This window comes from Vibrio sp. PNB23_22_6 (assembly GCF_052877535.1).
Genome location: NZ_JBNFXP010000017.1, coordinates 73,639 through 95,005, shown reverse-complemented (window position 1 = coordinate 95,005; position 21,367 = coordinate 73,639). Strand labels below are relative to the sequence as shown.

The following is a 21,367-nucleotide window of genomic DNA, read 5'->3' as shown; positions in this document are numbered from 1 at the left end:
AGATTAGAAGAATGATTGGTCTAATCGGTCGTAAAGTGGGCATGACCCGCGTATTTACTGAAGAAGGCGTTTCTATCCCAGTAACAGTTGTTGAGGTTGAAGCTAACCGTGTTTCTCAAGTTAAAACTCTTGAGACAGATGGCTACGCAGCAATCCAGGTTACTACTGGTTCTAAGAAAGCTAACCGTGTTACTAAACCAGAAGCAGGTCACTTTGCTAAAGCAGGTGTTGAAGCTGGTCGCGGTCTTTGGGAATTCCGTTTGGAAAACGGTGAAGAGTTCGAAGTTGGTGCTGAACTAACTGTTGAACTATTCAACGAAACTAAGAAAGTAGACGTTACTGGTACATCTAAAGGTAAGGGCTTCCAAGGCGCTGTTAAGCGTTGGAACTTCCGTACTCAAGATATGACTCACGGTAACTCATTGTCTCACCGTGCACCGGGTTCAATTGGCCAATGTCAAACTCCAGGTCGCGTATTTAAAGGCAAGAAAATGGCAGGTCACATGGGTGCTGAGCGTGTAACGACTCAAAACCTAGAGATCGTACGTGTTGACGCTGAGCGCAATCTGCTTCTTATTAAAGGTGCAGTACCGGGCTCAACAGGTGGCAACGTGATCGTTAAACCAGCTGTTAAAGCATAACGTCTCAGGAGTAAGTAATGGAATTAATGGTTAAAGGTGCTGATGCACTAACTGTTTCCGAAGCTACTTTCGGACGTGAGTTTAACGAAGCTCTTGTACACCAAGTAGTTGTTGCGTACGCAGCAGGTGCTCGTCAAGGTACTCGTGCTCAAAAAACACGTTCAGAAGTTTCTGGCGGTGGCGCTAAGCCATGGCGTCAAAAAGGTACTGGCCGTGCACGTGCTGGTACAATTCGTAGCCCAATCTGGCGTACAGGTGGTGTTACTTTTGCTGCGAAACCACAAGATCACAGCCAAAAAGTAAACAAAAAAATGTACCGTGGTGCTATGAAGAGCATTCTTTCTGAGCTAGTTCGTCAAGAGCGTCTAATCGTTGTTGATAACTTCTCAGTAGAAGCACCAAAAACTAAAGAGCTTGTAGCTAAGCTAAAAGAGCTTGAGCTAACTGACGCGCTTATCGTGACTAGCGAAGTAGATGAGAATCTATTCCTAGCAGCTCGTAACCTATACAAAGTTGACGCTCGTGATGTTGCTGGTATCGACCCAGTTTCACTGATCGCGTTCGACAAAGTTGTAATGACTGCTGAAGCAGTTAAGCAAGTTGAGGAGATGCTAGCATGATCACTGAAGAGCGTATCCTAAAAGTTCTACGTGCTCCGCACATCTCTGAAAAAGCAACTATGGCAGCTGAGAAAGCGAACACTATCGTTTTCAAAGTAGCTAAAGATGCAACTAAGAAAGAGATCAAAGCAGCTGTAGAAAAGCTATTTGAAGTTGAAGTTAAGTCTGTAAATACTCTTATCACTAAGGGTAAGACCAAACGTCAAGGTCTACGCCAAGGTCGCCGCAGCGACGTTAAGAAAGCGTACGTTACTTTGAAAGAAGGTCAAGATCTTGACTTTGTTGGCGGCGCGGAATAACAGGAGTAGTTAAGAATGGCTATTGTTAAATGTAAGCCGACTTCCCCTGGTCGTCGTCACGTTGTTAAAGTTGTTAACGCTGACCTACACAAGGGTAAGCCATACGCACCACTTCTAGAGAAAAACTCTAAGAATGGCGGTCGTAACAACAACGGTCGTATCACAGTACGTCACATCGGCGGTGGTCACAAGCACCACTACCGTGTAGTTGACTTCAAACGTACTAAAGACGGTATCCCAGCGACAGTTGAGCGTCTAGAATACGATCCAAACCGTAGCGCAAACATTGCTCTAGTTCTTTACAAAGACGGTGAGCGTCGCTACATCCTAGCACCTAAAGGTCTAAAAGCTGGTGATGTTATCCAGTCAGGCGTAGATGCAGCTATTAAAGCTGGTAACACTCTACCAATGCGTAACATCCCAGTAGGTTCAACTGTACATAACGTTGAACTTAAGCCTGGTAAAGGTGGTCAGCTAGCTCGTTCGGCTGGTGCTTACGCTCAAATCGTTGCTCGCGACGGTGCGTACGTAACTATCCGTCTACGTTCTGGCGAGATGCGCAAAGTTCTTTCTGAAGGTCGTGCAACGATCGGTGAAGTTGGTAACTCTGAGCACATGCTACGTGAACTTGGTAAAGCTGGTGCTTCACGCTGGCGCGGCGTACGTCCAACCGTACGTGGTGTAGTAATGAACCCGGTTGATCACCCACACGGTGGTGGTGAAGGTCGCACATCTGGCGGTCGTCACCCAGTATCACCATGGGGTATGCCTACTAAAGGCTTCAAGACTCGTAAGAACAAACGCACTGACAAGTACATCGTACGTCGTCGTAACAAGTAATCTATATAAAGAGGAATCGCCATGCCACGTTCTCTCAAGAAAGGTCCTTTTATTGACCTACACTTGCTGAAGAAGGTAGAGAAAGCGGTGGAAAGCGGAGACAAAAAGCCACTTAAGACTTGGTCCCGTCGTTCAATGATCATCCCTACGATGATCGGTTTGACCATCGCTGTCCATAATGGTCGTCAGCACGTTCCAGTTTTCGTTACCGAAGAAATGATCGGTCACAAACTGGGTGAATTCGCACCAACTCGCACTTACCGCGGCCACGCTGCGGATAAGAAAGCTAAGAAGCGTTAAGGAGTAAATAATGGAAGCTATTGCTAAACATAACTTTGCTCGCATTTCGCCTCAGAAAGCTCGCTTAGTTGCGGATCTAATCCGTGGTAAATCTGTTGACCAAGCTCTAGAAATCCTAACGTTCAGCAACAAAAAAGCTGCTGTACTAGTTAAGAAAGTTCTAGAGTCTGCTATCGCTAACGCGGAGCACAACGAAGGTGCAGATATTGACGATCTGAATGTCGCAAAAATCTTTGTAGATGAAGGCCCAACCATGAAGCGTATTATGCCTCGTGCTAAAGGTCGTGCGGATCGTATCTTGAAGCGTTCAAGCCACATCACTGTTGTTGTAGCAGATCGCTAGAGACTAGGAGAGTAAGCAATGGGTCAAAAAGTACATCCTAATGGTATTCGTCTAGGCATCGTTAAGCCTTGGAATGCTACATGGTTTGCTAACACCAAAGATTTCGCTGACAACCTAGACGGCGACTTCAAGGTACGTCAGTTCCTAACTAAGGAACTACAAAAAGCATCTCTTTCACGTATCGTTATCGAACGTCCAGCTAAGAGCATCCGTGTGACTATTCACACTGCTCGTCCTGGCGTTGTAATCGGTAAGAAAGGTGAAGACGTTGAGAAACTACGCGCAGCTGTAGCGAAAATTGCAGGCGTACCAGCGCAAATCAATATCGCTGAAGTACGCAAGCCTGAGCTAGATGCTCAGCTTGTTGGTGATAGCATCGCGTCTCAGCTAGAGCGTCGTGTTATGTTCCGTCGTGCTATGAAGCGCGCGGTACAAAACGCAATGCGTCTAGGTGCTAAAGGCATCAAAGTGGAAGTAAGCGGTCGTCTAGGCGGCGCTGAAATTGCACGTTCTGAGTGGTACCGTGAAGGCCGTGTGCCTCTACACACTCTACGTGCTGACATTGATTACGCAACTTCTTCGGCTCACACTCAATACGGTGTGATCGGCATTAAAACTTGGATCTTCAAAGGTGAGATCCTAGGTGGTATGCCAGCAGCTAACGCTGTAGAGCCTAAGGCTGATAAGCCTAAGAAGCAGCGTAAAGGCCGTAAGTAAGGAGTCGACAGATGCTACAACCTAAACGTACTAAGTTCCGTAAGGTTCAGACAGGTCGTAACCGTGGTCTAGCTAAAGGTACTGATGTAAGCTTCGGCGAATTCGGTCTTAAAGCTGTTGGCCGTGGCCGTCTAACTGCTCGTCAAATCGAAGCGGCACGTCGTGCAATGACACGTCACGTTAAGCGTCAAGGTAAAATCTGGATCCGTGTGTTCCCAGACAAGCCTATCACAGAAAAACCACTTGAAGTTCGTCAAGGTAAGGGTAAAGGTAACGTTGAGTACTGGGTAGCCCAAATCCAACCTGGTAAGGTTATGTACGAAATGGGTGGTGTACCTGAAGAATTGGCTCGTGAAGCGTTCCGCCTAGCGGCACGTAAACTGCCATTCAAGACTACATTTGTAATTAAGCAGGTGATGTGATGAAAGCACAAGATCTACGCGAAAAAAGCGTTGAAGAGCTTAACGCTGAGCTATTGAATTTGCTACGTGAACAGTTCAACTTGCGCATGCAAGCAGCGACTGGTCAACTACAGCAAACTCATACTCTGAAAGCTGTACGCCGTGATATCGCACGTGTGAAAACTGTTTTGACTGAGAAGGCAGGCGCATAATGAGCGAAGTAAAACGTACTCAACAAGGTCGTGTAGTTAGCGACAAGATGGACAAGTCTATCGTAGTTGCTATCGAACGTTTCGTAAAACACCCAATTTACGGTAAGTTCGTAAAACGCACAACTAAAGTACACGCACACGACGAAAACAATGAGTGTGGCCTAGGCGACACAGTTGAAATCGCTGAGTGTCGTCCACTGTCTAAGACTAAGTCTTGGACTTTGGTGAAAGTCGTAGAAAAAGCGAAGATGTAATCTTCTTTAGTCTATGATAGAAAACGGCTCCAAAATTTTTTTTGGAGCCGTTTATTTTTTGACTACCCAATCACGAAAAAGGGTGGTACAATTCGCGTCCCTTATAAAGAGGCAGCCCGACCCGTGATGGGTCTAGTTATTAATATTTAGCGGAGCACTAACATGATCCAAATGCAAAGTATGCTGGACGCAGCTGATAACTCAGGCGCACGCAGCGTAATGTGTATTAAGGTTCTGGGTGGCTCACACCGCCGTTATGCACATATCGGTGACGTCATCAAAGTTACTGTTAAGGAAGCAATTCCTCGCGGTAAAGTTAAGAAAGGTGACGTTATGAAGGCGGTTGTAGTGCGCACCCGTAAAGGCGTACGTCGTCCTGACGGTTCTGTCATTCGCTTCGACCGAAATGCTTGCGTACTGTTGAATAACACTACTGAGCAACCAATCGGTACACGTATCTTTGGTCCTGTGACACGCGAACTTCGTGGCGATAAGTTCATGAAGATCGTTTCACTGGCTCCAGAAGTTCTGTAAGGAGCACGTAGAAATGGCAGCTAAAATCCGTCGTAATGACGAAGTAATCGTTCTTGCTGGTAAAGACAAAGGCAAGAAAGGTAAAGTAACTAAGGTCCTAGCAACTGGTAAAGTTATCGTTGAAGGCATCAACCTTGTTAAGAAACATCAGAAACCTGTTCCAGCACTAGGTATCCAAGGCGGTATCGTAGAGCAAGAAGCAGCGATCGACGTATCTAACGTGGCGATCTTTAACGCAGCTACTGGTAAAGCTGACCGTATCGGTTTCCGTTTTGAAGATGGTAAGAAAGTTCGTTTCTTTAAATCTAACAACGAAATCGTTTCTAACTAATAGAAGTAATTTGGAGTTCTACTATGGCGAAACTGCATGATTACTACAAGTCGTCTGTAGTCGCTGAACTGACCAAACAGTTTAGCTACACAAGCGTCATGCAAGTCCCTAGAATCGAGAAAATCACCCTAAACATGGGTGTTGGTGAAGCAATCAACGATAAGAAACTGCTAGAAAACGCAGCTGCTGATATGGCAACGATCTCTGGTCAAAAGCCACTTATCACTAAAGCGCGTAAATCTGTTGCTGGTTTCAAAATCCGTGAAGGCTACCCTATCGGTTGTAAAGTAACCTTGCGTGGCGAACGTATGTGGGATTTTCTTGAGCGTCTAATTTCGATCGCTCTTCCACGAGTACGTGACTTCCGTGGTGTTAGCGCTAAGTCTTTTGACGGACGCGGTAACTACAGCATGGGCGTTCGCGAGCAAATCATCTTCCCGGAAATCGACTTTGATAAAGTTGATCGTGTACGCGGTTTAGACATCACTATTACGACGTCTGCTGGTACTGATGAGGAAGGCCGTGCTCTGCTGGCTGCCTTTAACTTCCCATTCCGTAAGTAAGGTGAAGGGTTACTGTTATGGCTAAACAATCAATGAAAGCACGTGAAGCTAAACGTGCACAGCTAGTAGCTAAGTTCGCTGAAAAGCGCGCAACGCTAAAAGCTATCATCAGCGATGTAAACGCATCTGAAGAAGATCGTTGGAACGCAGTTCTTACACTGCAATCTCTTCCACGTGATTCAAGTGCATCACGTCAGCGCAACCGTTGCAACCAAACTGGTCGTCCACACGGTTACCTACGTAAGTTCGGTCTAAGCCGTATTAAGGTTCGTGAAGCTTGCATGAAAGGCGAGATTCCGGGTCTTCGTAAGGCTAGCTGGTAATTGCCACTTAATCATTTGGAGTAAATCATATGAGCATGCAAGATCCGATTTCGGATATGCTGACCCGCGTTCGTAACGGTCAGGCAGCAAACAAAGTTGCTGTTAAAATGCCTTCTTCAAAGCTTAAAGTTGCAATCGCTGCACTACTAAAAGCTGAAGGTTACATCGTTGACTTCGCTGTTGAAGGCGAAGCAAAACCTGAGCTAGAAGTTACACTTAAGTACTTCCAAGCTAAACCAGTAATCGAGCAACTTAAACGTGTTTCTCGTCCAGGTCTACGTGTTTACAAGAAGAAAGATCAACTTCCTTCTGTAATGGGTGGTCTTGGTATTGCTATCGTTTCTACTTCCAAGGGTCTGATGTCAGACCGCGCTGCGCGTAAAGCAGGTCTTGGCGGTGAAATCATCTGTTACGTAGCTTAATAGGAGTAGACTATGTCTCGTGTTGCAAAAGCACCTGTCGCTATTCCAGCTGGCGTAGAGGTGAAACTAAACGGCCAAGAAATCACTGTAAAAGGTGCTAAAGGCGAACTGACTCGCGTTCTTAACAACGCGGTTGTTATCGCTCAGGAAGAAAACAACCTAACTTTCGGTCCTAAAGAAGGTGTTGTTAACGCATGGGCACAAGCAGGTACTGCACGTGCACTTGTAAACAACATGGTTGTTGGTGTTACTGAAGGCTTTACTAAGAAGCTAACACTTAAAGGTGTTGGTTACCGTGCTGCTATCAAAGGCAACGCTGTAGGTCTAACACTAGGCTTCTCACACCCAGTTGAGCATGAACTGCCAGCGGGTATTAAAGCAGAATGTCCAACTCAAACTGAGATCGTTATTACTGGTTGTGATAAGCAACTAGTTGGTCAAGTTGCAGCTGACATTCGTTCTTACCGTCAACCTGAGCCTTACAAAGGTAAAGGTGTTCGTTACGCAGATGAAAATGTGCGTACTAAAGAAGCTAAGAAGAAGTAAGGTAACACTATGGATAAGAAAGCATCTCGCATCCGTCGTGCTACACGTGCACGTCGTAAGATTGCAGAACTGGGTGCGACTCGCCTAGTTGTACACCGTACTCCTCGTCACGTGTACGCACAGGTTATCGCGGCTAACGGCTCTGAGGTTATCGCAGCAGCTTCTACTGTAGAAAAAGCGATCCGTGAGCAAGTGAAATACACTGGTAACATCGATGCAGCAAAAGCAGTAGGTAAAGCTGTTGCAGAACGCGCTCTTGAAAAAGGCGTAACTGCAGTTGCATTTGATCGTTCTGGTTTCCAATACCACGGTCGAGTGGCGGCGCTAGCAGAATCTGCTCGCGAAGCTGGTCTGAAATTCTAAGGTAGGGTTGGAAGATGGCTAAAGAACAACAAGTTCAAGCGAATGATTTGCAAGAAAAGCTAATCGCAGTTAACCGTGTTTCTAAAACGGTTAAAGGTGGTCGAATCATGAGCTTCACTGCACTAACAGTAGTTGGTGACGGTAACGGTCGTGTAGGTTTCGGTTACGGCAAAGCTCGTGAAGTACCTGCAGCGATTCAAAAAGCAATGGAAAAAGCGCGTCGTAACATGACTACTATCGCGCTAAACGAAGGCACACTTCACCACCCAGTGAAAGGTCGCCACTCGGGCTCTAAAGTTTACATGCAGCCTGCTGCAGAAGGTACTGGTGTTATCGCAGGTGGTGCGATGCGTGCAGTACTAGAAGTTGCTGGCGTACATAACGTACTATCTAAAGCATACGGTTCTACGAACCCTATCAACATCGTTCGTGCAACGATCGATGCACTAGGTAGCGTTAAGTCACCAGAAATGGTTGCTGCTAAACGTGGTCTAACTGTTGAAGCTATTTCGGAGTAAGAACACCATGGCAACTATTAAAGTAACTCAAACTAAAAGCTCAATTGGTCGCCTACCAAAGCACAAAGCTACTTTGCGCGGTTTAGGTCTTCGTAAAATCAACCACACAGTAGAACTTGAAGATACTCCGTGCGTACGCGGTATGATCAACAAGGTTTACTACATGGTTAAAGTTGAGGAGTAATCAGAATGCGTTTGAATACTCTTGCACCGGCTGCTGGTTCTAAGCACGCTCCTAAGCGTCTAGGTCGCGGTATCGGTTCGGGCCTAGGTAAAACTGGTGGCCGTGGTCACAAAGGTCAAAAATCACGTTCTGGCGGTAAAGTTCGTCCAGGTTTCGAAGGCGGTCAAATGCCTCTGAAACAACGTCTACCAAAATTCGGTTTCACTTCTCGTAAGAGCCTAGTGTCTGCTGAAGTTCGTCTAGCTGAGCTAGCGAAAGTTTCTGGTGACGTGGTTGATCTAAACAGCCTTAAAGCTGCTAACATCATCACTAAGAACATCGAATTTGTTAAAGTTGTTCTTTCTGGTGAAATCAACAAAGCAGTGACTGTTAAAGGTCTACGTGTGACTAAAGGCGCTAAAGCTGCAATCGAAGCTGCAGGCGGTAAAATCGAGGCATAATCTCGAGGAACGAGGTACAGATGGCTAAGAAACCAGGACAAGATTTTCGTAGTGCTCAGAGCGGCTTAAGTGAACTAAAGTCGCGCTTATTATTCGTAATTGGTGCACTTTTAGTATTCCGAGCCGGCTCTTTTGTGCCGATCCCTGGTATTGACGCTGCTGTACTTGCCGATTTGTTCGAACAGCAAAAAGGTACCATCGTAGAAATGTTTAACATGTTCTCCGGTGGTGCTCTTGAGCGTGCATCTATATTAGCATTGGGCATCATGCCGTATATTTCGGCTTCTATTGTTGTCCAATTGCTAACTGTAGTTCATCCAGCGTTAGCGGAACTCAAAAAAGAGGGTGAAGCAGGCCGTCGTAAGATCAGCCAATATACACGCTACGGCACGCTTGTACTTGCAACATTCCAAGCTATTGGTATTGCAACAGGCTTACCAAACATGGTCGACAATTTGGTTGTAATGAACCAAACCATGTTTACGCTAATTGCTACCGTAAGTTTAGTAACCGGTACCATGTTCCTAATGTGGTTAGGTGAACAAATTACAGAGCGAGGAATCGGTAATGGTATTTCCATTCTGATTTTTGCAGGTATTGTTGCTGGATTGCCTTCAGCAATCGGTCAAACAATCGAGCAAGCGCGTCAAGGTGAATTGCATGTACTTCTTCTACTGTTAATCGCAGTATTAGCTTTTGCAGTAATTTACTTCGTTGTTTTCATGGAACGTGGTCAGCGTCGAATCGTCGTTAACTACGCTAAGCGTCAACAAGGTCGTAAAGTATTTGCTGCGCAAAGCTCACACTTGCCACTTAAAATTAATATGGCTGGTGTTATTCCTGCGATTTTTGCATCAAGTATTATCCTGTTCCCAGGAACACTGGCTCAGTGGTTTGGTCAGAACGGTGAGAGCAGCGCGTTCGGTTGGTTAACTGACGTGTCTTTGGCTCTTAGCCCAGGTCAGCCGCTGTATGTAATGCTTTATGCAGCAGCAATTATTTTCTTCTGTTTCTTCTACACGGCGTTGGTTTTCAACCCGCGTGAAACAGCAGATAACTTGAAGAAGTCAGGTGCATTCGTACCCGGCATCCGCCCAGGTGAGCAGACAGCGAAATACATTGATAAAGTGATGACACGTTTAACCCTTGCTGGTGCACTGTACATTACCTTTATCTGTCTGATTCCCGAGTTTATGATGGTCGCGTGGAACGTACGTTTCTACTTCGGCGGTACATCACTACTTATCGTAGTTGTTGTTATCATGGACTTTATGGCACAGGTACAGACTCATCTGATGTCTCAACAGTATGATTCTGTGTTGAAGAAAGCGAATCTGAAAGGCTACGGCCGTTAATACGGTGGTAGACTCAGTTTCAATTACGGAGTTTAGCAATGAAAGTTCGTGCTTCCGTTAAAAAAATCTGCCGTAACTGTAAAGTAATCAAGCGCAACGGTGTTGTTCGCGTGATTTGCAGTGAGCCAAAGCACAAACAGCGCCAAGGCTAATTAGCAGAAATTTTTACTTGAAAATGAAGGATAGGTCGAGTATATTTCTCGGCCTACCTTTTGCGTGCAAAAGAAGTAGCACTCCGCAGCGTATCCATAACGGGCTTTGCTGCGGCTAATTCTTTTTAAGAAACACTTAGGAGTGAATAATGGCCCGTATAGCCGGCATTAACATTCCTGATCAAAAACATGCTGTAATTGCACTAACGTCAATCTACGGCATCGGTAAAACTCGCTCTCAAGCTATTCTAGCTGAAGTGGGTATTGCTGAAGATGTTAAGATCAGTGAACTAACTGAAGAGCAGATCGATCAACTGCGTGATGGTGTAGCTAAATACACTGTAGAAGGTGATCTACGTCGTGAAGTATCAATGAACATCAAGCGTCTTATGGACCTTGGCTGTTACCGTGGTCTTCGTCATCGTCGCAGTCTACCACTACGTGGACAGCGTACTAAAACCAACGCTCGCACCCGTAAGGGTCCGCGTAAGCCGATCAAGAAATAATCGGGAAGGTAGAGTACAATGGCTAAACAACCAACTCGCGCTCGTAAGCGCGTACGCAAGCAAGTTGCAGATGGCGTTGCGCACATCCATGCTTCTTTCAATAACACAATCGTAACCATTACTGACCGTCAAGGTAACGCTCTAGCTTGGGCTACTGCTGGTGGTTCTGGTTTCCGTGGTTCTCGTAAATCTACTCCGTTCGCTGCACAGGTTGCTGCTGAGCGTTGTGCTGAAATGGCTAAAGAATACGGTCTAAAGAACTTGGAAGTTATGGTTAAGGGTCCTGGTCCAGGTCGTGAATCTACTGTTCGCGCACTGAACGCAGCTGGTTTCCGCATCACAAACATTGTAGATGCTACACCAATCCCTCATAACGGTTGTCGTCCACCTAAGAAACGTCGCGTATAACGTTTCTAGGACTATTGGAGAAGAATCATGGCAAGATATTTGGGTCCTAAGCTGAAGCTTAGCCGTCGTGAAGGCACTGACTTATTTCTTAAGTCTGGTGTTCGCGCGATCGATACCAAGTGTAAAATTGATAACGCACCAGGTGTACACGGCGCTCGTCGCGGTCGTCTATCTGAGTATGGCGTTCAGCTTCGTGAGAAGCAAAAAGTTCGTCGTATGTACGGCGTTCTAGAAAAACAATTCCGTAACTACTACAAAGAAGCTGCTCGCCTAAAAGGCAACACGGGTGAAAACCTACTTCAGCTTCTTGAAGGTCGTCTTGATAACGTAGTTTACCGCATGGGCTTTGGCGCAACTCGCGCAGAAGCACGTCAGCTAGTTAGCCACAAAGCTATCCTAGTTAACGGTAAAGTTGTAAACGTTCCTTCTTTCAAAGTAACGGCTAATGACGTTGTATCTATCCGCGAGAAAGCTAAACAGCAAGCTCGTATTAAAGCGGCTCTAGAAGTTGCTGAACAACGTGAAAAACCAACTTGGATTGAAGTAGATGGTGGCAAGATGGAAGGTACATTCAAGCGTATGCCTGAGCGTTCTGATCTATCAGCTGACATCAACGAACAATTGATCGTCGAGCTTTACTCTAAGTAAGGTTAAACTAAAGAGAGGACACAATGCAGGGTTCTGTAACAGAATTTCTTAAGCCACGTCTAGTTGACATCGAACAGATCAGCTCGACTCACGCAAAAGTAACTCTTGAGCCATTAGAGCGTGGCTTTGGTCATACTCTAGGTAATGCACTTCGCCGCATTCTTCTATCTTCTATGCCTGGTTGTGCAGTCACAGAAGTAGAGATTGAAGGCGTACTTCATGAGTACAGCACGAAAGAAGGTGTACAAGAAGATATTCTTGAAATCCTTCTAAACCTTAAAGGTTTGGCTGTTCGCGTTGCCGAAGGCAAAGATGAAGTGTTCATTACGCTGAACAAATCAGGCTCGGGCCCTGTGGTTGCAGGTGACATCACCCATGATGGTGATGTAGAGATCGCTAACCCAGAACACGTTATTTGTCATCTAACGGATGACAACGCTGAAATCGCAATGCGTATTAAAGTAGAACGTGGTCGTGGTTATGTTCCAGCTTCTGCGCGTATCCATAACGAAGAAGATGAGCGTCCAATCGGTCGTCTACTAGTAGATGCTACTTACAGCCCAGTAGACAAAATTGCCTACGCTGTAGAAGCAGCTCGTGTAGAGCAGCGTACTGACTTAGACAAGCTTGTTATCGATATGGAAACAAACGGAACTCTAGAACCTGAGGAAGCAATCCGTCGCGCAGCTACTATTCTTGCTGAGCAATTGGATGCGTTCGTAGATCTTCGTGATGTACGTGTACCTGAGGAGAAGGAAGAGAAGCCAGAATTCGATCCGATCCTACTGCGTCCTGTAGACGATCTTGAACTAACAGTTCGCTCTGCTAACTGTCTGAAAGCAGAAGCGATTCACTACATCGGTGATCTAGTACAACGTACTGAGGTTGAGCTACTTAAAACGCCTAACCTTGGTAAGAAATCTCTTACTGAGATTAAAGACGTACTTGCGTCACGTGGTCTGTCTCTGGGCATGCGCCTAGAAAACTGGCCACCTGCATCAATCGCTGAAGATTAATCGATACTAGTTAGAAGGATTAGGTCATGCGCCATCGTAAGAGTGGTCGTCAACTCAACCGCAACAGCTCACATCGCAAAGCGATGTTCAGCAACATGGCTAGCTCTCTAGTACGTCATGAAGTTATCAAGACTACTTTGCCAAAAGCAAAAGAGCTACGTCGCGTAGTTGAGCCTTTGATTACACTAGCTAAGACTGACAGTGTTGCTAACCGTCGTCTAGCATTTGCACGTACTCGTGATAACGAAGTAGTTGCAAAACTGTTTAACGAACTAGGTCCACGTTTTGCTGCTCGTCAGGGCGGTTACACTCGTATCCTAAAAGCTGGCTTCCGTGCTGGTGACAAAGCTCCAATGGCTTACATTGAGCTTGTAGATCGCCCAGCGGCTGAAGAAGCTGCTGAGTAATCAGTTCGTAAGAACAAAAAAAGCCGAGCATCAGCTCGGCTTTTTTGTATTCGCTGACTCTTAAAAGTCAACGTACATATCTATACAACGTCTCACTCACTCCATAGAGAGCTTAGTGCACCCAATAGATTGCTCGTTGCTCCTTGCTGTTTAAGGTAATCTAATATGATCGGTGAAAATTCGGCAACTTGAGAGGCGTCTAAGCCTGCGTTACTGAATGCACTTTTAACCTTATCCATGCTATCGATAGAGCCCATGGTCAGACTTATATCGGTGAGATCTGACAATCCTGGAACTAACTTGTTCAATTCGGATAAGTTGTCCCCTGTTAGCTTGCTTTCCGCATAAGCGAGCATAGCACTAGTGCCAGATGCGGCCATGTCGGTAGAAATAGTGAGCTTTTTCCCTACCGCTTCAGCAATGGGATTACTGTGCTCGAGCTCTACCCCTTTCACTAGGTCATCGGCACTTTTCATTGCTTTATCCGTTTCTCCTTCCGCATCTTTTAGTAACGTATCGGAGTCAGTTTCCGCTTTTTTCATTACATCTTCAGTGCTTTGCTTTGCTTTTTCCAATTCTCCTTCAGTTTCTTGGATGAGCGTATCGGCCAAAGCCGGTGTTGAAAGAATAAGGCAGGTTAAAAGTAGATTCAGTTTTTTCATTCTTTGTCCTTACTAATCGGGAGTGAGTCCGAATAAATTGTAGACAAAAAAAAAGCGACACGTGGAGTGCCGCTTTAAAATATCACTAATCAGTATCGATTATAGGATGTCTAGTAGTTCTACTTCGAATACTAGTGCTGCGAATGGAGGGATAGCAGCACCGGCGCCACGCTCACCATATGCAAGATCTTGTGGGATGTACAGTTTCCACTTAGAACCCACAGGCATTAGCTGAAGTGCTTCTACCCAGCCTTTGATTACGCCAGTTACAGGGAATTCAGCTGGTTGACCGCGAGATACAGAACTGTCGAATACCGTGCCGTCAGTGAGTTCACCGTGGTAGTGAACGCGAACTTGTTTATCAGAAGTTGGGATTTCACCGTTACCTTCAGTGATGATTTCGTACTGAAGACCAGATTCAAGTACGTTTACTTCAGGACGTAGAGCGTTATCTTTTAGGAACGCTTCGCCTTCAGCTGCTGCTGCTTTTGCTGCTTCTTGACGAACGGCTTCTGCGCGAGTGTGTAGCTCTTGCAGTGCGTTGTTGATTTCGTCAATTTCGATCGCTGGCATGTCGCCAGTTAGTGCTGTTGCAATACCCGCTGCGATAGCATCAACGTTAAGGCCTTCTAGACCAGAACCTGCAAGTTGCTGACCCATTTGCAGACCAATGCCGTAGCTTGCTTTTTGTTCAGCAGTTTCAAATTTAATTTCAGACATGAATGTCGCTCTTATTTCGAGTGAGGAAAGCAACAGGATATCAGTTTCACGCGTAGGTTTAAACGATTGTAGTGGAATGTCTTATTAGGGCATCAAGGGTGTGACTTATCTCTTACTCCAAGTGAAATCTTTGCCAATTTCAGCCAAAACGCATTTTACTTTGGTGAAAAACATATACTCTCCGCGCTGGTATTTTTATACTGGTGTCAGAAGTATTAAGGGACTCATTACCATGAATCGTCGCAGAAAGAAAAAGCAGCAAGTCGACTACGTCGAATTGATGAAACAAAAGCTCGCTGCTATCGATTGGAAGCAGCCGGTCAGCAAGGCCAAGTGGCAGCAAATCATTCAGCCGATTGCCCAATTTTGGCAACACCTTCCTAAGTTACACCAACGTGCTTTAATGGTGCTGCTACCAGTGGTCTTTTTGCTTTTGCTCATCCCTGCTCCTAAGGATAAGCAAGCAGTGGTGGAATCTCCGGTTGACACTCAACGTGTCGCAATCCAGCTGAATGCACAAAGCTTGAGTGAGCAGCGTTCAGTGCAAAACTCAGAACCAAAGAAGTCTGAGCAATGGAAAGAGTACACGGTAAAGAACGGTGATACGTTAGCTCAAGTATTCCGCAGCAACCAACTGCCGATGGCAGACTTAAACGCCTTGGTCAAAATAGAAGGCAGTGACAAACCTCTGAGTCGAATCAAGCAAGGTCAGTTGGTGCGCTTTAAGCTCGCTAATGATGGAAAATTAGATATGCTTCAGCTGGAGAAAAGTGGCGATTCGGTGATGTTTTTCCGTTTATCTGATGGGACATTCGGTCGTAACAAATAACATTCACTAGTAACTATTCTAGAGGCCTTTGATTCGCGCCTTGTTTGTATCCGCCAGTTGCTTGTGTATGGCTGCTCAATATGTTCAATCTTGTGTCTGTTGATTGACGCGCTGTTTTCTCTTATTCCATGGTAAGAGAGGCAGTACGATCACTAGGATCCCTATTGCCGTCAGCCAATCCGGAATCTCATCAAACCACCATATCCCGAATAGTGTTACAAACACTAAGCCTGAATATTCCGCTAAGGCAATGTCTCCAGCCGGAGCTTTCTGATACGCCAAAACAGCTAAGCCATTATAACTTAAGATGCACACGGCACTCGCGATCACGAACGCCAGTTCGTGCCAAGTCATAGGTTGCCAGTAAAACCTAGCTAATATTGTGGAGATAGGCAACGAGAACAGTGTTGTCCACCAAAGTGTGGTGACGACCGATTGTTCACTGGGCAGCTTTCTTACCAATATATTGAACATCGCCAGTGTGATTGCTGTGCCGAGTGCAAACAACGCAGCCCAATGAAAATGATCCGGTCTGAGCACCACTAAGACTCCGAGGAAGCCAAAGCAAGTGAGCAAGATCTTACTCAGTGGTGGGTGCTCTTTTAGGAACAATATTGACAGTGGCAACATTAAAATGGGTGCTGCGTAAAAGATGGCGTTAGCGGTAGCGAGAGGGAGGTGAGTGACTGCAACCATCATACAGCCGCTACCAATCAATATAAGGTGGGCTCGCAACAAGGTGATAGGTGCTTGTTTTAGGCTGCGCTTATTCGGTTTTTGTTTGAGGTAAAAAGGCAAGATGATCAGCAGTGAAGCCAACTGGCGCACAAACATATATTGGAAAGGGCTGATGCCGCCCTCAATCAGTTTGACGGCGACATCGGAGAGTGATGCCGCCAAGTTACCGATAACCAGTAGGAGTAACGCTAGCAGGTGTGGTGACATTTAGCTTACTCGGCGCATATCCACATGAGGGATACCATCTTCCAGGTAGCTTTCGGAAATGACCTTAAAGCCATGACTCGCATAGAAAGCCATCAGATGTTCTTGCGCGCCAATATCGATCGTCTGACCTGACCATAGCTGTTGGCAATATTGTAGGGCTTGCTCAAGAAGTTCATGTCCAAGACCACTACCTCGAGCGCTTTGTTTGGTTACCACACGACCGATACTCACATTGTCATATGTTGTACCCGCAGGCAGTAAGCGCGCACAAGCAACCAGCTCCTTGCCTTTATAGCCCAATAGGTGAAAAACGCCTTCTAGTGTATCTTTGCCGTCCAGTTCAGGATAAGGACAGGTTTGCTCCACCACAAAGACATCAACGCGCAGGCGCAGCATCTCATACAGTTGTATGGTTGTCAGTTGAGAGAAAGGTTGGGCAGTCCAGTTGATCATTTCCAATATCCATTAATGAGAGTATGCCGCTGACTTTACGTCGTTTTCTGTAATTACTCATTAACTATGGTTAATTTTAACTGGTCTTCGTGACAAATCTGGCGATAATGTGCCCTCTTTTTCATCCCACCTGAGGATACTACCCTGTGAGCAAACAAACTTTTGACCAAGTAGGGCTAAATCCAGCGCTACTAGAAACGCTTGATTCATTGAACTATACCCATATGACGCCAATTCAAGCGCTCAGCTTGCCAGCGATTTTGAATCAGCGTGATGTGATTGGTCAGGGTAAAACTGGCTCGGGTAAAACGGCAGCGTTTGGCCTCGGTGTGTTATCCAACCTCAACGTAAAGCGCTTCCGGGTGCAATCTTTGGTGTTGTGCCCCACGCGTGAGTTGGCTGATCAGGTGGCGAAAGAGATCCGTACGTTAGGTCGTGGTATTCATAATATCAAAGTGCTGACTTTGTGTGGTGGGATGCCGATGGGGCCTCAGATTGGCTCACTAGAGCATGGTGCTCATATTCTGGTGGGAACACCTGGTCGTATTCTCGATCACCTTGAAAAGGGCCGAATTAATCTTGAAGAGCTGAATACGTTGGTATTGGATGAAGCTGACCGCATGTTGGACATGGGCTTTCAAGACGCGCTGGATGCGATCATTGAGGCTGCGCCGAAGCAACGTCAAACGCTGCTTTTCAGCGCCACCTTCCCAGAGAAAATTGAACAGATTGCTCAGCGTATTATGCAATCACCAGAGCTGATTAAAGTCGAAGCAACTCATGATACGTCGAGCATCGCACAGTACTTTTATAAGGTAGAAGGCTCAGAAGCGCGTGATGAAGCATTGGCCAATCTACTTTTGACTCATCAGCCAGAGTCGGCGGTGGTGTTCTGTAACACCAAGAAAGAAGTACAGAATGTGGCAGATGAACTACACCACAAAGGTTTCAGTGTCATTGACCTTCATGGTGATCTAGAACAGCGTGAGCGTGACCAAGCGTTGGTTCAGTTTGCGAACAAGAGTGTTTCTATTCTAGTGGCTACTGACGTTGCTGCTCGCGGTTTGGATGTGGACAACCTAGATGCGGTGTTTAACTTTGAACTGTCTCGAGACCCTGAAGTACATGTACACCGTATTGGCCGTACCGGTCGTGCTGGCAGTAACGGCTTGGCATTCAGCTTCTTTGGTGAAAAAGACGGTTTACGCGTTGCCCGTATCGAAGAGTACTTGGATATGGATGTGGTTCCAGCAACGCTGCCAGCGAAATCAAACCAACAGCCTTATCAAGCAAAAATGGTGACGATCAATATCGATGGTGGTAAGAAGCAAAAAGTTCGTGCGGGTGATATTTTAGGTTGTTTGACCGGCAAAGGCGGCATTACTGGTGCACAAGTGGGTAAGATCCAATTAATGGCGATGCGCTCTTACGTGGCGGTCGAAAAGTCAGTGGCGAAGAAAGCGCTACAGATCATTAGTAACGGTAAGATGAAAGGTCGTCAATTCCGAGCTCGTATTCTGAAGTAATAAGATACCCTCTGAATTAGGAAGGCGCTTCGAATGAAGCGCCTTTTGCGTTTTAGTCATTCATGTCTTTCTTTAAGCGCGTTTTTATACGACTTAAACTGATGGCGGTTATTCCTAAATAAGCTGCAATTTGACTGTCTGTAATGCGTTGTTCTAAATCAGGGTAATGGGCGCAAAATAATTGGTAGCGTTCTTCCGGTGAGTAGAGCAACATAAAGCGCTCTTTGTTTTCTTTATGCATCAGTTGTGTTTCAAGCAACTTCAAATAAATCGGATGCTTCTCTTTGCGCCATTGGTGCACTATTTCAATGGGTAAGCAAAATAGATCACAAGGCGTCAGCGTTTCTAATAAATACGGGGCAGGCTGATTTTTTATAATGCCTTCAAAGCCAATCATCCAATCTTTTTCCCAGTAAAACTCTTTGCTGAACTCTTTGCCTTTATCGGTCAGGTAACTGGCGTGGCATAAGCCTTCCAACACAAAGTAGATGTGTGAACTGCACTCGCCTTGATGATTCAAAATGTGTCGTGTAGGCAGTTCAAGCTGCTGGCCGTGCTCGATAAGCTGATTGGCTTCTTGTTCCAGAAAACCATGATTGATTAAGTCAGAAAAAAGCGCGTGGTGCATGTGATACTCCCAAAGAATTTTCTCTATTCTAACGGCTTTTTCTGGTGACAAAAAAGCGGCTTATAGAAGCCGCTTAATATTTTGAGTCTGGTTGAGGCTATTTGTTTAAGTCGATTTGGTAGATCGCAAAACCAATCTCATCGGTTGCGACACGCTTCATCGGGTATTGTCCATTCGCTTTGATGAACTGTGCTGCTTTATCGCTTGGTGATGTTTCAAAGCGGATGTCTAGCTTGGTATTTGACTTAATCGGAGCGAACGACCAGTTGTTATCAGCACTTGGTGTGACTTCGCCTTTTTCTTCACTTACGCGAGAGATGTAAGCGGCAATCACAGATCGGTTCTCATCGGGAGAATCGAACGCGATGAAGTCAGGGCCTGTACCAGGGAAGGTGTTGCTGTACGCACGGTAGTTGTTCGTCGCAATAATGAAATCTTGCTTCGGATCGACAGGCTTGCCATTGAACGTTAGGTTCACGATACGTTGTGAGTTCGGGTTGATGACTTTACAGCCTGCGTCGTACTTAGGTGGTTGAGTGATATCGATTTGGTAGCTCACACCATCAATCACATCGAAGTTATAAGTGCGGAAGTTATCCCAATCAATCAAAGACTGAGGTTCATGACTGTTCACATCGATGTGCTTGAATTGGCCAGCACTGCACTCTAGCCATTCTTTAACTTCTTTACCTTTGACCTTCATTGCCACGAGTGTATTCGGGTACAGATAAAGGTCAGCGGCGTTACGGAAGGTTAGCTGACCAGCTTCAACTTCTGTGAAGCCCGTTGGGTCATCTTTACGGCCGCCCACTTTAAACGGCGCAGCTGCACTCAATACCGGAATGTCAGCGAGATCAGGATCGCCTTGAATAAAGCGCTCCACGTAGTCTTTCTGTGCTAGGTTTACGATCTGAATGGTTGGATCATCTTGTACCAATGCGAGGAAGCTGTACATCACATCATTCGCTTTACCAATTGGCTGGTTAACGAACTCACGCGTGCCTTTATGGTCTTCTTTTAGTGCGTTAACGATGCCGTTATCCGCTTCTGCGAGAGATTTCTTGTTCGCGTTGTCGAAAATAGGGCGAGCTTCTGCTTGGCCTTCTACTACTTGCCACTTACCGTCTTGCTCTTTAAGTAGTAAGTCCATGACACCAACGTGACTGCCCCAGCGGCCTGGCATGACGGCTGTTACGCCATTGATGCTGCCTTTTTCGTTATCGACGCCTTGAAGATTTTTAAATCCTTTGCCTGGGAATACGGCGTGAGAGTGACCAAACGCAATCGCATCGATGCCTTCTACTTCCGTTAAGTAGTAAACCGAGTTTTCTGCGTCTAGTTTATATGGGTCAGTTGAAACGCCAGAGTGTGGGATCGCCACAATCACATCCGCACCCTCTTTTTTCATTTGAGGAACGAGCTTCTCCGCGGTTTCTTTGATGTCTTTGGCGACGACTTTGCCTTCTAGATTTTTCTTATCCCACACCATAATTTGAGGTGGCACGAAGCCAATGTAACCGACTTTGATTTCGTGGCTTTGACCCTCAGTGTCTTTGAAGGTGTGCGTTTTGATCAAATAAGGTTTGAAGTAGTGTTCACCCGTTTTTTTATCGAACACGTTCGCACTGATATATGGGAAGTTCGCCCCGTCGATGGTTTTTTTCAGAAAATCTAACCCGTAGTTAAATTCGTGGTTACCAATGTTACCTACATCGTAATCTAACTGGTTCATCGCTTTGTAAACGGGGTGGACTTCGCCAGCGTTAATCCCTTTCGCTGCCATGTAATCCCCCATCGGACTGCCTTGAATTAAGTCACCATTATCCACGAGGACGCTGTTTTCTGCTTCTGAACGGGCTTGTTTAACCAGCGTTGCAGCGCGACTTAAACCGATTTTCTGTGATGGTTGATCTTTATAGTAATCGTAATCCATCACATTGGTGTGAATGTCGGTTGTTTCGATAATTCGCAGCTTGATAGTGTCTGCCATGGCAGAGCTAGCCAGCGTTAACATGCCAGTCAAAACTGCGACGGAAACGGGATTAACTGCTATCTTCATTAGATGCTCCAAGTTTAATAGAGAGAACGTGCGTTGACTAATTTAGCAAATATTGATGCAACCCTACGCTTGGCATGCAGAAAACTGTGATTGCGGTTGGTTTAATGGTGGAGTTGTTGGCTTTTCATCGTTTTGAATGAGACTAAACAAAAATTGCTTAGCAGTTTTTTGAATAAAAAATGAAATTTTAGAATTTCCGGCA

Annotated in this window: 35 protein-coding genes; 29 read left to right on the top strand and 6 right to left on the bottom strand. The window is 45.8% G+C overall.

Translation table 11 applies throughout. The features are described 5' to 3' along the window. Nucleotides 1–11: 11 nt before the first annotated feature. The 27 genes from rplC to rplQ all read left to right on the top strand — a co-directional run bounded on the left by rplC (nt 12) and on the right by rplQ (nt 13,343). Entirely contained in the window at nt 12–641 is a 630-nt protein-coding gene (gene rplC, locus ACVA54_RS14025) for a 50S ribosomal protein L3 (protein ID WP_099079988.1), read from the top strand. Between the two features lie 17 nt (nt 642–658). After that, entirely contained in the window at nt 659–1,261 is a 603-nt protein-coding gene (gene rplD, locus ACVA54_RS14020) for a 50S ribosomal protein L4 (protein ID WP_099079987.1), read from the top strand. Continuing rightward, nucleotides 1,258–1,560 (top strand): 50S ribosomal protein L23, encoded by a 303-nt coding sequence (gene rplW / locus ACVA54_RS14015; protein ID WP_004398471.1) that lies wholly within the window; start codon nt 1,258–1,260, stop codon nt 1,558–1,560. The genes rplD and rplW overlap by 4 nt, the downstream gene beginning before the upstream one ends. Before the next feature lie 15 nt (nt 1,561–1,575). Then, nucleotides 1,576–2,400, top strand: a complete 825-nt coding sequence (gene rplB / locus ACVA54_RS14010) for a 50S ribosomal protein L2 (RefSeq protein ID WP_099079986.1) — start codon at nt 1,576–1,578, stop codon at nt 2,398–2,400. Nucleotides 2,401–2,421: 21 nt separating this feature from the next. Then, a complete protein-coding gene (rpsS, locus tag ACVA54_RS14005) occupies nt 2,422–2,700 on the top strand; it encodes a 30S ribosomal protein S19 (RefSeq protein ID WP_011078827.1) in 279 nt (92 codons plus the stop codon). Between the two features lie 10 nt (nt 2,701–2,710). Further along, nucleotides 2,711–3,043 carry a 50S ribosomal protein L22 gene (gene rplV, locus ACVA54_RS14000; RefSeq protein WP_005528535.1) on the top strand — a complete coding sequence of 111 codons (333 nt, stop codon included), beginning with the start codon at nt 2,711–2,713 and terminating at the stop codon, nt 3,041–3,043. An 18-nt stretch (nt 3,044–3,061) separates the two neighbouring features. Continuing rightward, entirely contained in the window at nt 3,062–3,760 is a 699-nt protein-coding gene (rpsC, locus tag ACVA54_RS13995; RefSeq protein WP_099079985.1) for a 30S ribosomal protein S3, read from the top strand. 11 nt (nt 3,761–3,771) lie between these two features. After that, entirely contained in the window at nt 3,772–4,182 is a 411-nt protein-coding gene (gene rplP, locus ACVA54_RS13990; RefSeq protein WP_099079984.1) for a 50S ribosomal protein L16, read from the top strand. Further along, complete coding sequence (rpmC, locus tag ACVA54_RS13985) at nt 4,182–4,373, top strand: 50S ribosomal protein L29 (protein WP_004410456.1); 192 nt, start codon at nt 4,182–4,184, stop codon at nt 4,371–4,373. The genes rplP and rpmC overlap by 1 nt, the downstream gene beginning before the upstream one ends. Next, nucleotides 4,373–4,627 (top strand): 30S ribosomal protein S17, encoded by a 255-nt coding sequence (rpsQ, locus tag ACVA54_RS13980; protein WP_099079983.1) that lies wholly within the window; start codon nt 4,373–4,375, stop codon nt 4,625–4,627. The genes rpmC and rpsQ overlap by 1 nt, the downstream gene beginning before the upstream one ends. Nucleotides 4,628–4,789: 162 nt before the next feature. Further along, complete coding sequence (gene rplN, locus ACVA54_RS13975; RefSeq protein ID WP_005489425.1) at nt 4,790–5,161, top strand: 50S ribosomal protein L14; 372 nt, start codon at nt 4,790–4,792, stop codon at nt 5,159–5,161. 13 nt (nt 5,162–5,174) lie between these two features. After that, on the top strand, nt 5,175–5,492 hold the full coding sequence (gene rplX / locus ACVA54_RS13970) for a 50S ribosomal protein L24 (protein ID WP_005435084.1): 318 nt from the start codon (nt 5,175–5,177) through the stop codon (nt 5,490–5,492). A 23-nt stretch (nt 5,493–5,515) separates the two neighbouring features. Further along, complete coding sequence (gene rplE, locus ACVA54_RS13965) at nt 5,516–6,055, top strand: 50S ribosomal protein L5 (RefSeq protein WP_005450569.1); 540 nt, start codon at nt 5,516–5,518, stop codon at nt 6,053–6,055. Between the two features lie 17 nt (nt 6,056–6,072). Then, a complete protein-coding gene (rpsN, locus tag ACVA54_RS13960; protein ID WP_099079982.1) occupies nt 6,073–6,378 on the top strand; it encodes a 30S ribosomal protein S14 in 306 nt (101 codons plus the stop codon). A gap of 29 nt (nt 6,379–6,407) precedes the next feature. Next, the gene (gene rpsH, locus ACVA54_RS13955) at nt 6,408–6,800 is read left to right on the top strand and encodes a 30S ribosomal protein S8 (protein WP_005450567.1); all 393 of its coding nucleotides are present in this window, start codon (nt 6,408–6,410) and stop codon (nt 6,798–6,800) included. Nucleotides 6,801–6,812: 12 nt separating this feature from the next. Then, entirely contained in the window at nt 6,813–7,346 is a 534-nt protein-coding gene (gene rplF, locus ACVA54_RS13950; RefSeq protein WP_099079981.1) for a 50S ribosomal protein L6, read from the top strand. A 9-nt stretch (nt 7,347–7,355) separates the two neighbouring features. After that, entirely contained in the window at nt 7,356–7,709 is a 354-nt protein-coding gene (gene rplR / locus ACVA54_RS13945) for a 50S ribosomal protein L18 (protein WP_021451677.1), read from the top strand. Between the two features lie 14 nt (nt 7,710–7,723). After that, nucleotides 7,724–8,227, top strand: a complete 504-nt coding sequence (gene rpsE / locus ACVA54_RS13940; RefSeq protein WP_021708925.1) for a 30S ribosomal protein S5 — start codon at nt 7,724–7,726, stop codon at nt 8,225–8,227. A 7-nt stretch (nt 8,228–8,234) separates the two neighbouring features. Then, entirely contained in the window at nt 8,235–8,411 is a 177-nt protein-coding gene (gene rpmD, locus ACVA54_RS13935) for a 50S ribosomal protein L30 (protein ID WP_000201159.1), read from the top strand. A gap of 5 nt (nt 8,412–8,416) precedes the next feature. Continuing rightward, nucleotides 8,417–8,851 (top strand): 50S ribosomal protein L15, encoded by a 435-nt coding sequence (gene rplO, locus ACVA54_RS13930; RefSeq protein ID WP_099079980.1) that lies wholly within the window; start codon nt 8,417–8,419, stop codon nt 8,849–8,851. Between the two features lie 20 nt (nt 8,852–8,871). Further along, entirely contained in the window at nt 8,872–10,206 is a 1,335-nt protein-coding gene (gene secY, locus ACVA54_RS13925) for a preprotein translocase subunit SecY (RefSeq protein ID WP_005435093.1), read from the top strand. 38 nt (nt 10,207–10,244) lie between these two features. Beyond that, a complete protein-coding gene (gene rpmJ / locus ACVA54_RS13920) occupies nt 10,245–10,358 on the top strand; it encodes a 50S ribosomal protein L36 (RefSeq protein ID WP_000868186.1) in 114 nt (37 codons plus the stop codon). A 149-nt stretch (nt 10,359–10,507) separates the two neighbouring features. After that, entirely contained in the window at nt 10,508–10,864 is a 357-nt protein-coding gene (gene rpsM, locus ACVA54_RS13915; RefSeq protein WP_005435100.1) for a 30S ribosomal protein S13, read from the top strand. A gap of 18 nt (nt 10,865–10,882) precedes the next feature. After that, the gene (rpsK, locus tag ACVA54_RS13910) at nt 10,883–11,272 is read left to right on the top strand and encodes a 30S ribosomal protein S11 (RefSeq protein WP_001118870.1); all 390 of its coding nucleotides are present in this window, start codon (nt 10,883–10,885) and stop codon (nt 11,270–11,272) included. A 27-nt stretch (nt 11,273–11,299) separates the two neighbouring features. After that, nucleotides 11,300–11,920, top strand: coding sequence for a 30S ribosomal protein S4 (rpsD, locus tag ACVA54_RS13905; RefSeq protein WP_099079979.1), 621 nt, complete (start codon nt 11,300–11,302; stop codon nt 11,918–11,920). A 23-nt stretch (nt 11,921–11,943) separates the two neighbouring features. Continuing rightward, nucleotides 11,944–12,936 (top strand): DNA-directed RNA polymerase subunit alpha, encoded by a 993-nt coding sequence (locus tag ACVA54_RS13900; RefSeq protein ID WP_005383143.1) that lies wholly within the window; start codon nt 11,944–11,946, stop codon nt 12,934–12,936. A gap of 26 nt (nt 12,937–12,962) precedes the next feature. Beyond that, the gene (gene rplQ / locus ACVA54_RS13895; RefSeq protein WP_005383141.1) at nt 12,963–13,343 is read left to right on the top strand and encodes a 50S ribosomal protein L17; all 381 of its coding nucleotides are present in this window, start codon (nt 12,963–12,965) and stop codon (nt 13,341–13,343) included. A gap of 92 nt (nt 13,344–13,435) precedes the next feature. Here the strand turns inward: rplQ and ACVA54_RS13890 are convergent, their stop codons facing one another. Further along, the gene (locus ACVA54_RS13890; protein ID WP_099079978.1) at nt 13,436–14,005 is read right to left on the bottom strand and encodes a DUF2780 domain-containing protein; all 570 of its coding nucleotides are present in this window, start codon (nt 14,003–14,005) and stop codon (nt 13,436–13,438) included. A gap of 99 nt (nt 14,006–14,104) precedes the next feature. Further along, complete coding sequence (locus tag ACVA54_RS13885) at nt 14,105–14,725, bottom strand: FKBP-type peptidyl-prolyl cis-trans isomerase (RefSeq protein ID WP_099079977.1); 621 nt, start codon at nt 14,723–14,725, stop codon at nt 14,105–14,107. 232 nt (nt 14,726–14,957) lie between these two features. On the opposite strand from ACVA54_RS13885, the gene ACVA54_RS13880 reads away from it, so the two are divergent. Then, on the top strand, nt 14,958–15,554 hold the full coding sequence (locus tag ACVA54_RS13880) for a LysM-like peptidoglycan-binding domain-containing protein (protein ID WP_099079976.1): 597 nt from the start codon (nt 14,958–14,960) through the stop codon (nt 15,552–15,554). Between the two features lie 84 nt (nt 15,555–15,638). Here ACVA54_RS13880 and ACVA54_RS13875 read toward each other — a convergent pair whose 3' ends face one another. Both ACVA54_RS13875 and ACVA54_RS13870 read right to left on the bottom strand, forming a co-directional pair. Then, the gene (locus tag ACVA54_RS13875; RefSeq protein WP_099079975.1) at nt 15,639–16,499 is read right to left on the bottom strand and encodes a DMT family transporter; all 861 of its coding nucleotides are present in this window, start codon (nt 16,497–16,499) and stop codon (nt 15,639–15,641) included. After that, on the bottom strand, nt 16,500–16,952 hold the full coding sequence (locus tag ACVA54_RS13870; protein ID WP_099079974.1) for a GNAT family N-acetyltransferase: 453 nt from the start codon (nt 16,950–16,952) through the stop codon (nt 16,500–16,502). It lies immediately after the preceding gene. A 146-nt stretch (nt 16,953–17,098) separates the two neighbouring features. Here ACVA54_RS13870 and dbpA point away from each other — a divergent pair, with 146 nt between their 5' ends. Further along, complete coding sequence (dbpA, locus tag ACVA54_RS13865; protein ID WP_446649700.1) at nt 17,099–18,478, top strand: ATP-dependent RNA helicase DbpA; 1,380 nt, start codon at nt 17,099–17,101, stop codon at nt 18,476–18,478. A gap of 52 nt (nt 18,479–18,530) precedes the next feature. Here dbpA and ACVA54_RS13860 read toward each other — a convergent pair whose 3' ends face one another. Next, nucleotides 18,531–19,106: a Crp/Fnr family transcriptional regulator gene (locus tag ACVA54_RS13860; RefSeq protein ID WP_119464017.1), complete on the bottom strand. Its 576-nt coding sequence runs from the start codon at nt 19,104–19,106 to the stop codon at nt 18,531–18,533. 97 nt (nt 19,107–19,203) lie between these two features. Then, on the bottom strand, nt 19,204–21,165 hold the full coding sequence (gene cpdB, locus ACVA54_RS13855; RefSeq protein ID WP_182852642.1) for a 2',3'-cyclic-nucleotide 2'-phosphodiesterase: 1,962 nt from the start codon (nt 21,163–21,165) through the stop codon (nt 19,204–19,206). Nucleotides 21,166–21,367: the final 202 nt, after the last annotated feature.